Raw genomic sequence first — 13,561 nt, forward strand, 5'->3', positions numbered from 1 at the left:
GTCTTGAATTGTGTTACAGGTAGCTCGTAGGATTCTTAATTTTGCCGTTCAGATGTACCTCAAAATGAAGATGAGTGCCTGTAGAATGTCCGGTACTGCCCATAATTCCGATGACATCGCCTTTTTCGACGATCTGGCCTTTCTTGACTTTGACGCTTTTCATATGGCCGTACACGGTCTTGAATCCGTTATTGTGATCGATAATGACTGCATTGCCTAATCCCCCGGATTTGTATCCGGCATATTCGATGACGCCTTCATCGGCAGCCATGATGCTGCTCTTGCCGATAATATCGATGCCTTTGTGCATTCTGCCCCATCTAGCACCCATATAGCTTGTAATTCGAGCCCCGATAACAGGCCAGGAAAACTTGCCGGAACCTTCGCCGCGTATGACCTTGGTCCCTTTAAGAATCAGTGTAGGGATTGGGGCGTTCAATACTTTCTTTTCAATTTGCTCCTCTTCAATAAGCGATCCATTCCGCTTAGTCAAACGGTATGTAACCTGCTGCTTACCTGCCGTTCCTTCACGAAGTACCTTGGACTGGCCTACCTTCATCGAGTCGCTCTTCTTGTATACGATCGGCGGGTCAATGTCTTCAATCTCCGTTACTTGCTCCTCCGAATTTACGTTCAAGATCGGAGGCTCGGATTCGGAAAGATCCAACACGTCGCCTATTTGAAGATTATCATTCTTGATCCAAGCATTGTTCTCGTAAATAAGATCCTCGGTAATATCCAGCTTAGCGGCAATACAACCAATACAATCGCCTTTCTTAACCGTATACTTCCGCGGGATGGGTTGTCCTTCGGTCAGCTTGCGGTACAATTCCTCGGGGTCTGACAGCTTCGGGGAATCCATATCTTCGGTGACCATCTTAACCTGCTCTACGAAAGTAACTGACGTTACGGTACGTTGCGGCTTGGCCTCTGCTGCCGTTGCTGACGCTCCTGCCTTGAAAGACAAGGACTTTACTTCCGAGCCTGCTTTCTTAACTGCGCTGCTTGCGGGAACGTACTTATTCTTCACCCGCTGCAAAATCGCATTTGCCGTCTTCTCGTCGCGAACGACGCCTACTTCTTTCCCGTCAATGACCAGCTTCACGCCGATTGGATGAGTTTGAAGCATGTTTTCCAGACGATTAAGCGTGGCTTCGTCATCCGTCGACTTTTTGTAAGCCCTTTCAGGCTCATAGGTGACCTGACCTTCATTAAGCACAAGACGTACGGGAGTGTCAGCTTTCTCTAGCTCCGATGCTTTAGCCGCCAATAACTGCTCGACTTTCTGCTCGCTGCTGATCTCTCCGACAGGTTTACCCTCAAGGAAAACGCTATAGTACTCTACGTTATGGGCTTGAACATATTTGTGCCCGCCGATTCCGATCGCGACTAGTACGGCAATGCCGCATGCGGTTACGATAAGCGGTTGGCGATAATGGCGGAATAAATTGCTGTTTATAGGCTGCGACGATTGGGTAATAAGGGTCATACCTTTCAATCTCTTGGACCGAACATGCCGGAACTTTTGCCGTGAGGCATCCCATAATTTCCGGATTCGATCCATTCCCCTGAAATCGGTCATGATCTTCTCCTTTTCGCTTGCATTCGATATTCTTTTCCCGGTTATGGCAAAAGCTTGTTTATAACTTTAGCATAAGTCCGACGAACCTATCAACCGTCTGAGCGGATTAGAATTATGAAAAATGGAAACAACCACCGATTTACATCTCGGCGGTTGCTCTTTTTACATGCGATTTATTTACTCTGGCAGCGTTTCTGTTTCCGTTTTTTTGCTCCCTTGGAGCATTGCCATCATTTGAGAGTATTCCTGATCGGTTAACGAAGACTTCAGCATATTCTGCACTTGAACGAGCTCTTCCGCCGTAAGCCCTCCCTTCAGCGAGTCGGATAGCTGCTTCAGCTGAGCCTGGTTTAGCTTGGACACGACCATAGAGTATAAAGCCTGTCGCTCCGAATCCGTCAGCTGTCCCGCCTCGGTCTGGCTGTTAAACACCGGGGCTGAGTCGACATTGCCCTTGCCGTCCGGACTTGGACTAGGGCTAGCTTCCTCCCCCGGTTTCACTTCAGTATCCTTATCGGGCGTAGCCTCCGGAATTCCATGATCAGCACTCTTATCGATCGGAGTTTGAACGGGATTTGAGCTAGCCGGATCCGTTACCGGGTTATCCGGGTTACCCGAGTTCTCGCTTGAGTTACCTGTGTCCGTTGGCGGCTTGCTTGCGGAAGCGGCCGCTTGCGGAATTTTCTCCGCCCCCCACAGCTTGCCCCACACCCCGGTTAATGCGAACGGCTGCGTTTCTATCGGCAAATCCAACTGTTTAATGATCGTTTCCATATAACTATTCACAATATAGCCCGTCGTCCATATGCACAAGAAGCTGAGCAGCAAAGCCGTCGCCCCCATCTTGATTACCCAGCTTACCCACTTAAACATCTCTATACCTCCCGCTAACCCTTTTCATAGTTTTTAGTATGGGCAAACCTCCTAATAAACATTCCTATTCACAAAATGCGAAGTTTCAAAGTTTGCGATTCATAGAAAAAAAACCGCCCAGCAGATTTGCATCCACCAAGCGGCTTTCAACTCTATAGGATTATGCTCCGTAAATCGGTGCGACTTGGTTCGTCTGATCGCGGTTGCGGCCAACCGAGAAGATCGCAATCGGGATTCCCGTAAGCTCCGATACCCGGGCCACGAAATTCCGAGTCGTTTCCGGCAAGTCGCTCAAAGTTTTAGCGCCTGAGATATCCTCGCTCCAGCCCGGCAGCTCCTCGTATACCGCTTCGCATTCTTCCAGCAACTTGAGGTTGGCAGGGTAGTGCTCCATCAGCGTATCGCGGAACTTGTATGCGGTACAGATCTTAACCGTCTCCAGCCCAGTCAATACATCAAGCGAGTTCAGGGACAAACCCGTAATCCCGCTTACGCGGCGGGCATGGCGGACAACGACCGTATCAAACCAGCCCACGCGGCGCGGACGACCCGTCACCGTACCGTATTCGTGGCCTTTGTCGCGAATCCATTGACCAAGCTCGTTATGCAACTCGGTCGGGAAAGGACCGTCCCCTACACGCGTCGTGTAGGCTTTGGCCACGCCAATGACTTCCTTGATCTTGGAAGGCCCTACGCCGGACCCGATGCAGACGCCGCCGGCAGAAGGGTTGGAACTCGTCACGTATGGGTAAGTACCTTGATCGATGTCCAACATAACGCCTTGAGCGCCCTCGAACAGTACTTTCTTCCCTTCATCGATCGCGTCGTTCAGCACGACCGACGTGTCGGTCACGTGAGGACGAAGCAATTCAGCAAGCTCTAAGTACTCCTTGATGATGCTATCCGCATCCAGCGGCTCGCCGCCGTACATCTGGATAATCACTTGATTCTTATCGGCGATAATGCTGCGTGCTTTCTCTTCGAACGCTTCCGCTACCATCAGATCGGCGATGCGAATTCCGTTGCGTGCGGCTTTGTCCATGTAACAAGGACCGATCCCTTTGCGCGTCGTACCGATCTTGTTGTCGGCTTTGCGGTCTTCCTCAAGCCCGTCAAGCACAAGGTGGTACGGCATGATAACATGAGCGCGATCGCTGATTTTCAAGTTATCGGTTGAAAATCCGTTGTCGCGTATATATTGAATTTCCTCGACTAAAGCTCCAGGATTAATGACCATTCCATTGCCGATAACGCACAATTTATTTTCATTAAAAATTCCTGAAGGAATCATCGTCAGCTTGTACTTTTTGTTCTGAATTAGGATGGTATGTCCGGCGTTATTTCCACCTTGGTAACGAGCGACGACATCTGCTTTCTCGGCAAGAAAATCGGTAATCTTCCCTTTGCCCTCGTCTCCCCATTGCGTACCTACTACAACGACTGTTGACATTGCAATCCCTCCATCCGGGGTGTGAACCACACCGGCATGATAATGCCACCCGAAATCGCACTCGGGCGATCAGGCAGCAAGATTAGTGTAGCAATTGCGCTCTTGGAAGTCAACGTAAAAACGAACATTCCTGCTAGTACCTATATCATTGTTCGGAATTCAGCCCTAAATTCGCCCTTTTATGCGCTTCCGGCATAGGCTGCTTCATGAGATCGATCAAGATTGACAAATTTATTGTAATTTTTCAAGAATACGAGCTCCACCGTACCGACGGGACCATTCCGCTGTTTGGCGATGATGATCTCGATAATATTTTTCTTTTCCGATTCCTTGTCGTAGTAATCATCCCGGTACAAGAAAGCGACGATATCGGCATCTTGCTCGATGGAACCGGATTCCCGAAGATCGGACATCATCGGACGTTTGTCTTGACGTTGTTCCACGCCCCGCGACAGCTGGGACAGGGCAATTACAGGCACTTCTAACTCACGCGCGATCTGCTTAAGCGTACGGGAAATTTCCGAAACTTCCTGCTGACGGTTCTCCCCGGCTTTGCCCCGGCCCTGAATGAGCTGAAGGTAGTCGATGAGAATCATGCCTAGACCCCGTTCTTTCTTAAGCCTGCGGCATTTAGCCCGGATATCGGAAACCGTGACGCCCGGCGTATCATCGATATAGATCTGAGCTTCGGAAAGAGCGCCGATGGCCATCGACAGCTTCTCCCAATCATCGCCTTTCAGATCCCCGGTTCTCATACGCGTGGCATCCACATTCGATTCCGCGCATATAATCCGCTGTACGAGCTGGGGGGCAGACATCTCCAGGCTGAAAATCGCGACCGTCTCAGTGGAGCGGACGGCTACATTCTGGGCAATGTTCAGGGCGAATGCCGTTTTCCCTACCGATGGACGAGCCGCAACAATAATGAGGTCATTGGGCTGAAAACCGTTGGTCATCTTATCGAGATCAATAAATCCGGAAGGTATTCCCGCTACCCCGCCCTTGTTCGTGTAGAGAAACTCGACCTTCTCGAACACCTCCATGAGCACGTCGCGTATGCTGATAAACCCATGCGTCGCGCGGCGGTTGGAAATTTCCATAATACGCGCCTCGGCGTCATTAAGCAGAACTCCCACGTCGTCTTCCGTCGCATAGCCGTTAGAGACGATTTGAGTAGCCGTTCGAATCAGGCGCCGGAGAATGGACTTCTCTTCGACGATTTGCGCATAGTATTCCACATTGGCTGCCGTTGGAACCGAGTTAGCCAGCTTGGCTAAATACATGATCCCGCCAACCTCGTCCATCTGCCCTAGATCTTGAAGCCGAGCTGTTAACGTAACAAGGTCGATCGGCTCGTTGTCGTCGTTGAGAGCAACCATTACGTCATAGATTCGCTGGTGGGAGACGCTGTAGAAATCTTCGGCCTTCAACTTCTCCATGGCCGTAATAAGAGCTTCCGACTCAAGCAAAATAGCGCCAAGCACCGCTTGTTCGGCTTCGAGATTCTGAGGAGGAATGCGATCGTATATCAGTTGATCTCCGCTTCCGTTCATCGGATTATTCCTCCACGACTTGTACGTTTAGCGTGCCCTTTACGTCGGGATATAACTTCACGGTTACTTTCGTTACGCCTAGTACGCGGATAGGATCTTCAAGCTCGATTTTCCGTTTATCGATCGTAATTTTATGCGCTTCCAGCGCTTCCGCGATTTGTTTGCTCGTTATGGCACCGAATAACCGTCCGCCTTCTCCGGCTTTCGCCTTGATGACGATTGTCATCTCGGACAGTTTAGCCGCGAGAGCTTTGAATTCGTTTTTCTCGTTTTCCTTCTTCTTCTGGGCGGAAGCCACCTGTTGATCCAACGACTTCTTAGCTCCGTCCGTTGCAATTTGAACAACGCCCTTGGGCAACAAGAAGTTGCGTGCATAGCCTTCCGATACCTCTTTGATTTCGCCTTTTTTCCCTTGGCCTTTCACGTCTTGCAAGAAGATTACTTTCATTCGAATAACCCCTCTTCCTCTTCGAGATCTTTGAGCACTTGTTTTAATTTAGCGTCTACTTCGGCTACCGTCCCTTGAATCTGGCAAGCTGCGTTCGTGAAATGACCGCCTCCGCCTAGCCGCTCCATTACGATCTGAACATTGATTTGCCCCAGCGACCTTGCGCTTACTCCAACTAAGCCGTCAGGCCGCAATCCTACAACGAATGAAGCTTTAATTCCCGTCATATTCAGCAGCGTATCCGCGGCCTGCGCGATGAGCAGCTGCGGTATTTGCTTGCCTGAATCGGCCACCGCGATCGCGATGCAATCCCGATAGGTTTCCGCGTTGCGAATAATTTCCGCTTTGCGAATGTATTCTTCTAAATCCTCTTTCAGCATGCGCTGAATGAGCACCGAATCGGCGCCATTGCGGCGAAGGAAAGAGGCAGCTTCGAAAGTCCTCGATCCCGTACGAAAGGCAAAGCTCTTCGTGTCGACGGTTATACCCGCCAGCAGCGCCGTCGCTTCCCTTACATCGAGCACGACACGCTCATGGATATATTGCAGCAACTCGGTTACAAGCTCGCATGTTGAGGAAGCGTAGGGCTCCATATACACCAGCACCGCATCGTCGATAAATTCCTCGCTGCGGCGATGGTGATCCACGATTACGATCCGATCCGTTCCCTGCAGCAGCCGAGGTTCCGCAACCATCGTCGCGCGGTGCGTATCGACGACGACCGCCAGCGACCTTTTGCCGATCAGGCCCATCCCTTGCTCTGGGGAAATGAACCTCTTCGTCAGCTTCTCGTCTTCCTTGAGCATATCCATCATCCGCTGAATCGCAGGATTAATACCTTCAAGCACGATATAAGCTTCCTTGCCGTATAGCTGAGCCGCCTTCATTACGCCGATAGCCGCTCCGACGGCATCCATATCGGGCATCTTATGCCCCATAATCACGACATTATCGCTTTCCTTGATCAGATCGCGCAACGCATGCGAGATGACTCGCGCCCGCACCCTCGTCCGCTTCTCCACCGCATTGCTTTTGCCGCCATAGAAGCTTTGACGCTGCCCGATCTTCACGACCGCTTGGTCGCCGCCCCGTCCGAGCGCGATATCCAAGCTTCCTTGTACCAGATGTCCAAGCTCAATGACATTATCAGCGCCAGATGCGAAACCGATGCTCAACGTCATTGGAAGCTTCTGCTCGATAGTGATTTCGCGAACGTCATCCAGCAGCTCGAAACGGGATTGCTCCAGTGCCTTCAAAGCGATTTGATTCGTAATGACCATATAACGATCGGAAGATAACCGACGCAAGAATAAACCGTATTTCTGAGCCCATTCGTTGATCTCGCCGGTTACCTTGGACAACATTAACGCACGCTGCTGCTCATCCATCCCTTGGGCGACCTCTTCGAGGTTATCCATCATCACGATACCGAGCGCCAGCTTCTCTTCATCGTAACGTTTCTTAAGCGTCCAACGGTCCGTGATATCGCGGATATACAGGAATCTCTCGTTCGCGCGAAGCAGCAGCTCGTATACGCGCCCGCCGATGGTCACCTCAATGCCGGATTCCTTATCCTTAAGCGGCTGCTGAAGTATGGGAAAATGGGTGGCTAGAGGTTCCCCGACAATGGAAGCCTTACCGATGACCGTTGCAACGAAAGCATTGTGCCACTGTATTTCTTTATCTTCGTTATAAATGATTATTCCGAAAGGAAGCTGGCCAATGACATCATTGCCCACGCTCTTAATCCGATGGGACAGCGTAAGTACGTAATCGTTCAAATCGCTTCGAAATGCTTTCTCCGCAAGTATGCTATATACAGCGACTCCGCCGCCGAGCACCAAACCTAATAAACCGAGCAGCCATTGGTACCAAGCCAATGCAACGGTTAACATGAAGATGAGCACTAGTGCCCAGACGATATGCATGCCGTGCCAACGCTGCACGAGAAACTTGGGCATATCCGCTTTCGCTCCCGTCTAATGGTGGTAGAACAGCTTACAGCGAGCAAGCCGTTCCTATTCGCACCTTATTTCACGAAATATTTGCGCAGCGGGAAAGCTGCGTCGAGCAGACCAATCATGTAAAACGGGGGAAATAGCATAAGCGGTATGCACAATATCAATGGAACGATTCTCGGCCACTTTTTGGCATCCGCCAGAAAGAAGAAAAATCCGATCGCTTGGATCGTAAACGCGAACCGCAACACCGGTATAAGATTCGATACGACGATCGCCCAATACCCGCCGCTATCGTCCGGCATCGCCATACTGGCAATCATCGCTACCAAATAATACAGCACCAAACTTCTCGGTAATCTCCATGTCTTAGCAAGCGGCAAAGCCGGTGCTTGTATGTTTACTGTCCGAAGCGCCAACCGCGACAATGCATGCGTCACAATCGTAAAGAGAAACGCAGAGAGCAGCAGCAGCATAGGCAGCATTGTCATAATAGCATCGCCGAAAGCGTTAGCCGTATCCACCGCCCAACCGGCCGCGAATATATTACCTGTTTCAAGCTGTTTTAAGTTTTCCGTAAGCATCGAGATCAATTCCGCTTTGAGATCGATATTGAAGAGCAACGAGAAGAGCGCGAGCTCAAGCAGCAATTGCGCCAATACGAAAACAAATCCGATAGTGACCGCTAAACGCGCCGAGCTTCCTCTCTTGTACATATGCGCGATAGCAATTGACGGAACAAGGAAGAAGAAAGCGAGCGTCAAGACGACCGGTCCATAAGCTCCCGACAAGAAGTACGCGATGACTCCGATCGGTAGGAGATGCAAGACGAAAATCTTTGGTTTAAGCATGGTGTAGAGGACTACGAACGGGGTCATGATCAAAAAGGTCGTCATAAAATTCAGGGGTGTCGCAAGCGAAAGCAGTAAAAGTAACGCCGCCGCACTCCAAGCCAGCGACTTTGAGCTTATAGTCAACAAATTCACCTCTTGCGGATATGTTCGGACAACTCGGTTAGATCCCGGTATTGGTCCTCCAATTGATGTCCCTCTTGTTTAAGCTTAGCTAGCTTGTCCGCAATGGCCTGGTCCAGATCCCGATACGGTATGCCCAGACGTCGTCCCAAGATGTAAGAGCTAGCGATAAGCCCCGCCAAACTGTCGGTTACCCGGTTCGTGCTCCCGTCCCATAATGCTTTGAACAGGCGCGATACCTGATCGACCACTTCGGTTTTTAACCACTCGATCATTCGTGTTCTGGTTGCTACATCCAAGTCACGTTCCATCGCTATTCCTCCTGCGCTCAACTCAACATAGATGCAGAAGCCCGGAAAGCTGCAAACTTCATTATATCACAAAACCGATGCGACACGACAGGGCAAGTAAACCGGCTCTATCGAGGAATTTATACTCTCCGATAGATGCAAAAACCCGGAAGCAACGTATGCGACCGGGTTTACGCTCTTTCCTATTGGGCTTCCAGCTTCATTTCCTTACCCGACTTCGTCAGCTTCCAGCCATGCGCCTGAAGCGCCGTCAGCGGGACGTAGCTGCGATCTCCCACGGATAACAGCTCCGTGTTGACGCCGTTATCCCAAAGCAGCTTGTATCCCCGCTCCAGCATCAGCTCCCCGACTTTGGGCTTCGGTACATTTGTTGCTTTGGAGTCCTTGACGACGGCTAACTTATACGTATGCGTAATCTTGTCCCATTTAAAGGTATAGCCGTGGCCTTCCAGGGCAACCAGATCTACATAGTTAGAACCCCGGTAATCCAGCAGAGTAATCGTATCGCCCTCCCAAGAGAGTGACGTCCCGCCAGCCTTCACGCGTAAGAACTCGCTTTTAATAGGTTGTCCCGCGCGGATATCCTTGTGGATGCCTTTCCCGTCTAGCGCGACTTGCCCGTTAATGAGTACATACTTGATGCCCGCCGATACGATCTCCGGCTTCGCTACCGTGGATTTATCGCTGATCTTGTTATAATCGAAGACGACGATATCCGCATCCATCCCTTTGGCGATACGGCCTTTCTTCTGCAAGGCAGGCGCTTGCTTCTCTAACCGTTGAGCGGGCATGAGCGACATCTTCGCGATCGCGTCGGAGAGCGAGATGACCTTCTGCTCCCGAACATAGAGCCCCACCGTTCGCGCGAAAGTTCCCGAAGCCCGTGGATGGTTGTTGAACCCCGGCTCCAGAATGGCGTCGCTGCCGATCATGACATACGGCGCTTTCAGCGAATCGATAACGTCTTGCTTCGGAATCGCATAGGCGACGGCTAACTTGCCTTGCTGCTGATATTTCCGGAACGACTCTGCAGTAAGGCGTTCGTTCGTACCGGCAATCTGCAGGTCCTTGTACGTTATACGAAACCGCTCCTGCCATCCCGTGTCGAACCGAGCGGAATTCAGGTAGGTTCCCCAGTAATCGTAAGGATAGATGCACGACGTAATATCGAGTCCCTCAGCTATCGCATCGGATACCATCTTAAGCGACTGCGTCATGGAGAACGTTCCGCCGGTACTATTGATGTGGTCGATGTGGACAGCCGCACCCGAAGCACGCGCGTAACCCAATATTTCGTTGAGCGCATCGATGTTCGTTCCCGGTTCTTCCATATCGGAATATCTAGCGTGAAAATAAACCGGCACGTTATATTTCTGAGCAAGCTTCATAAGCGGCAATATTTCTTTGTCGTTTACTCCGGGCACGTACTCCAGGCTGAACGAGATGCCGAGCGCCCCATTGTTCAGAGCCTTCTCGGCTTGATCAACCAACTTTTGCGTTTGTGCCGGTTTCGCCGTATCGTAACGGCTCAGCTTGAACTGGTTGCGCGCTTGCGTATAGAAGAACGATGCCCCGAAGTGAACGGGAGTTCTGTTGCGAACGTAATACGGATACCATTTCTCCGGACTTGCCGTTCCGCCGTGCATGGCGATGTTCGTCGTCACGCCGTCGGCGATCTTGTTCCATACTCCGATCGGATTCGGGTCATAAGACAAATTGTCGATGAATCCAGGAGACACAACCAGCCCCGTCGCATCGATTTCCCGTTTGCCCTTCAGCTTCTGATCCGTAACAAGTACGATTTGGCCTCCTTGAATAGCCACGTTAAGGCCTTCTCGGTCCAGCTTCGTCTCCGGATTAATAACCCGGCCGTTGGAAATAACGACATCGTAGGTTTTACCTAATTCGGAAGCCGTCGGCTGATCGATCACGCCTTCTTCCTTCACATCGACAGGCGGTGACCCGCTGCTAGAAGGAGAGGCGCCGCCTTCGCTTTCAGCCGTAGAACTCGGGCTAGATGGTGACAATGGATTGGCATTCCGATCGCCGAATAAGGTAGTTCCAGCCCATATCCCCCCGGCGACGATTACAATGCATAGTAGTATCAGAATGGGGAAAATCTTGCGTTTACGTGATGCGTGCCGGCGATGATTCATCCGTTCCTCCATAGTTGTCCAATATTTTCCTACGCTTCCCTCTTTAATTCTTTTTCATTCGAATTGAAAGGAAGAAGCAGTTGCTCGCAATAATCAATAATGTCGCTTCGCCTTACGATTCCGATAAACCGATTCATATCGTCTACGACAGGCACGAAGTTCTGCGTCTTAGCCAGCGATATCAAATCTTCCATGTTCGCGTCGATTCTAACGGCAAGATTATTCATTCTTAGCGGAACGTCGCACAAAGATACACGATGAAGCTGATCAAAGCTTAACTCGGGGTGGCTTTTCAAATACCAGAGAAGGTCGCCCTCGGTAACCGTTGCCTTGTATTCGCCTTTTTCGCTAATAACGGGGACTGCCGTATACCGATGGCGTTCCATCCGTTCTAGCGTTTGGCGCAGCGTAGCGTCTTCGTTTACGCTTATGACTTCTTGTTTAGGCAGTAGAAAAAATGCGATGTTCATAGTTTCCTCCTCCGTCTAATTAAAACGGTCTCTATGGAGACTTATACTTTCTAATCGTTCAACGAAATACCTGCAGCCTCTAGCCGCAGCATTTTTATTATATCATGGTCGACTTATCATTCACCATCCGCAGTCCTAAAGACGGCGAAGACATTTTACTTGGATTCGGTTGTTGTACTTGGATCCTGCGGCGCCGTTAATTGGATTTCTGGAGTTTCCGGGTTTAACCAATTTGCGATTGTCGAGCGAACATTCGCCAAATCATCCTCGTCCGCCACGTAATACCACAGATTCTGCGTACCCATCCGTTTGCCTTCGCCTTTAAGCGTATAGCTCTTAATTTCATGTCCCGTTTGCAGAAATTGCTTGGCGAGCTCGTTCATCGACTCCGGAGGTAAATCCGTGCTGAAGTTTTCCCCGACAATGTCCAGTAACTCGGGAATCTTCGTCCATTGCTTCAAAGACGAAGTTTTGTGCACGAGCGCCTCAAGGAATACTCTATTGCGCTCTGTCCGCGACATATCGCCGCCGGCATCCTCACGATAACGCACGTAGTTAAGCGCGTCTACGCCCGAATAGCTGTCTTGATTCGCTTTTACGGTAAATTTCTCGTGGTCGGCCCCTTTGTTAACGATGTCTTTCCCAATTGGCAAAGGAATCCCTCCAAGCGCATCGACAACCTTAACAAAACCTTGGAAGTTAATTGAGGCATAGTGATCGACCTTCGTATCAAGCAGTTCCTCTACGCTATTCACGGCCATCTCAGGACCCCCGTAGGCGTATGCATGAGTGATCTTATCCTTCTTGTCCTTGCCTACGATGTCCGTATACGTGTCGCGCGGAATGGAAACCATCAGAACGTTGCCATCCTGTGGACGGACAACGGTATAGATTAACGTATCCGAACGGCCGTGTTCATGATTCCTTGCATCTACTCCCATGAGCAGCATGCTGAACGGTTGTTCTACTTGCGGAGGCTCTTGCGTTACCGGCCGATCCGTAAGCGGCTTATAGGAACCCGCGAAGCTTGCTTCAACCTTATCGGACAAGAACCAATCGTAACCTAGAGCCGACAAAGATCCCCGGTTAGCGTATATGACCCCTGCAGCTACTGCTAACAGCATAAACGTAGAAATAATAACGATTTTGAAACGACGATAATTACGCATAATTTCTCTCTCCCTCTCCTAACTCTCCTATATGAATTTCCATCTCTTTCATTTTAAATTTCTCTGGACTTCTAATATACGATTCAAACGCAATTATAGTTACAATTCGTGCCTGTTCTTTAATTAAACAAATAGAAATGATTCCACACAGTCCAAGTTAAACCAGTTCGGAAAAAAGAAAAACGCCGCCGGGATACCGGCAGCGTCGATTTTGTTATATGCGGTACTACTACTCAGTCGTGTAAGGAAGCAAAGCCATTTGGCGGGAGCGTTTGATCGCTACCGTCAACATACGTTGATACTTCGCTTTCGTGCCCGTCACGCGACGTGGCAAAATTTTGCCGCGCTCGCTGATGAACTTACGAAGCAAGTCCAACTCTTTGTAATCCACGTGAGTAATTTTATTCACCGTGAAGTAGCAAACCTTCTTGCGTTTGTTGCGTCCGCCACGGCGGAATTTACGAGGCTCGCGTTGCTCGCCGTCGCCACCGCGGTTTCCGCCACGATCTCCACCGCCGCCGCTTGGACGGCTGTGCGCTGGACGTTCTGCTGGTGCTGCTGCTTGTTGTTCGCTCATTTATTTCAACTCCTGTCATGGTTTTTTTCCTGACTCACCA

The 13,561-nt window shown here is 50.4% G+C and carries 12 protein-coding genes; all 12 read right to left on the reverse strand.

Annotated elements, in window-relative coordinates:
• Nucleotides 1-13 precede the first annotated feature (13 nt).
• On the reverse strand, nucleotides 14-1,582 hold the full coding sequence (locus K7P76_RS23785; RefSeq protein WP_232187846.1) for a M23 family metallopeptidase: 1,569 nt from the start codon (nucleotides 1,580-1,582) through the stop codon (nucleotides 14-16).
• Between the two features lie 177 nt (nucleotides 1,583-1,759).
• A complete protein-coding gene (locus K7P76_RS23790; RefSeq protein WP_232187847.1) occupies nucleotides 1,760-2,455 on the reverse strand; it encodes a hypothetical protein in 696 nt (231 codons plus the stop codon).
• A 160-nt stretch (nucleotides 2,456-2,615) separates the two neighbouring features.
• The gene (locus tag K7P76_RS23795) at nucleotides 2,616-3,905 is read right to left on the reverse strand and encodes an adenylosuccinate synthase (protein ID WP_232187848.1); all 1,290 of its coding nucleotides are present in this window, start codon (nucleotides 3,903-3,905) and stop codon (nucleotides 2,616-2,618) included.
• 179 nt (nucleotides 3,906-4,084) lie between these two features.
• The gene (gene dnaB / locus K7P76_RS23800; protein WP_232187849.1) at nucleotides 4,085-5,458 is read right to left on the reverse strand and encodes a replicative DNA helicase; all 1,374 of its coding nucleotides are present in this window, start codon (nucleotides 5,456-5,458) and stop codon (nucleotides 4,085-4,087) included.
• A 4-nt stretch (nucleotides 5,459-5,462) separates the two neighbouring features.
• The gene (gene rplI / locus K7P76_RS23805; RefSeq protein WP_232187850.1) at nucleotides 5,463-5,906 is read right to left on the reverse strand and encodes a 50S ribosomal protein L9; all 444 of its coding nucleotides are present in this window, start codon (nucleotides 5,904-5,906) and stop codon (nucleotides 5,463-5,465) included.
• Nucleotides 5,903-7,867: a DHH family phosphoesterase gene (locus tag K7P76_RS23810; RefSeq protein ID WP_232187851.1), complete on the reverse strand. Its 1,965-nt coding sequence runs from the start codon at nucleotides 7,865-7,867 to the stop codon at nucleotides 5,903-5,905. The genes rplI and K7P76_RS23810 overlap by 4 nt, the downstream gene beginning before the upstream one ends.
• 68 nt (nucleotides 7,868-7,935) lie before the next feature.
• The gene (locus K7P76_RS23815; RefSeq protein ID WP_232187852.1) at nucleotides 7,936-8,841 is read right to left on the reverse strand and encodes a DUF2232 domain-containing protein; all 906 of its coding nucleotides are present in this window, start codon (nucleotides 8,839-8,841) and stop codon (nucleotides 7,936-7,938) included.
• A 5-nt stretch (nucleotides 8,842-8,846) separates the two neighbouring features.
• Nucleotides 8,847-9,149 (reverse strand): MazG-like family protein, encoded by a 303-nt coding sequence (locus tag K7P76_RS23820; protein ID WP_232187853.1) that lies wholly within the window; start codon nucleotides 9,147-9,149, stop codon nucleotides 8,847-8,849.
• Nucleotides 9,150-9,331: 182 nt separating this feature from the next.
• A complete protein-coding gene (locus K7P76_RS23825) occupies nucleotides 9,332-11,305 on the reverse strand; it encodes an amidohydrolase family protein (protein WP_232187855.1) in 1,974 nt (657 codons plus the stop codon).
• Nucleotides 11,306-11,334: 29 nt separating this feature from the next.
• Nucleotides 11,335-11,775: a CBS domain-containing protein gene (locus K7P76_RS23830; RefSeq protein ID WP_232187857.1), complete on the reverse strand. Its 441-nt coding sequence runs from the start codon at nucleotides 11,773-11,775 to the stop codon at nucleotides 11,335-11,337.
• 155 nt (nucleotides 11,776-11,930) lie between these two features.
• On the reverse strand, nucleotides 11,931-12,944 hold the full coding sequence (locus K7P76_RS23835; RefSeq protein WP_232187859.1) for an LCP family protein: 1,014 nt from the start codon (nucleotides 12,942-12,944) through the stop codon (nucleotides 11,931-11,933).
• A gap of 229 nt (nucleotides 12,945-13,173) precedes the next feature.
• Nucleotides 13,174-13,521, reverse strand: a complete 348-nt coding sequence (rpsR, locus tag K7P76_RS23840; RefSeq protein ID WP_232187861.1) for a 30S ribosomal protein S18 — start codon at nucleotides 13,519-13,521, stop codon at nucleotides 13,174-13,176.
• Nucleotides 13,522-13,561: the final 40 nt, after the last annotated feature.

Source organism: Cohnella silvisoli, assembly GCF_021190915.1.
In the GTDB taxonomy this organism is placed as follows: domain Bacteria; phylum Bacillota; class Bacilli; order Paenibacillales; family Paenibacillaceae; genus Cohnella; species Cohnella silvisoli.

Excerpts from the sequence above, each read along its gene's own strand:
- K7P76_RS23785 (WP_232187846.1), bottom strand. The coding sequence starts at position 1,582 with ATGACCGATTTCAGGGGAATGGATCGAATCCGGAAATTATGGGATGCC.
- K7P76_RS23790 (WP_232187847.1), bottom strand. The coding sequence starts at position 2,455 with ATGTTTAAGTGGGTAAGCTGGGTAATCAAGATGGGGGCGACGGCTTTG.
- K7P76_RS23795 (WP_232187848.1), bottom strand. The coding sequence starts at position 3,905 with ATGTCAACAGTCGTTGTAGTAGGTACGCAATGGGGAGACGAGGGCAAA.
- dnaB (WP_232187849.1), bottom strand. The coding sequence starts at position 5,458 with ATGAACGGAAGCGGAGATCAACTGATATACGATCGCATTCCTCCTCAG.
- rplI (WP_232187850.1), bottom strand. The coding sequence starts at position 5,906 with ATGAAAGTAATCTTCTTGCAAGACGTGAAAGGCCAAGGGAAAAAAGGC.
- K7P76_RS23810 (WP_232187851.1), bottom strand. The coding sequence starts at position 7,867 with ATGCCCAAGTTTCTCGTGCAGCGTTGGCACGGCATGCATATCGTCTGG.
- K7P76_RS23820 (WP_232187853.1), bottom strand. The coding sequence starts at position 9,149 with ATGGAACGTGACTTGGATGTAGCAACCAGAACACGAATGATCGAGTGG.
- K7P76_RS23825 (WP_232187855.1), bottom strand. The coding sequence starts at position 11,305 with ATGAATCATCGCCGGCACGCATCACGTAAACGCAAGATTTTCCCCATT.
- K7P76_RS23830 (WP_232187857.1), bottom strand. The coding sequence starts at position 11,775 with ATGAACATCGCATTTTTTCTACTGCCTAAACAAGAAGTCATAAGCGTA.
- K7P76_RS23835 (WP_232187859.1), bottom strand. The coding sequence starts at position 12,944 with ATGCGTAATTATCGTCGTTTCAAAATCGTTATTATTTCTACGTTTATG.
- rpsR (WP_232187861.1), bottom strand. The coding sequence starts at position 13,521 with ATGAGCGAACAACAAGCAGCAGCACCAGCAGAACGTCCAGCGCACAGC.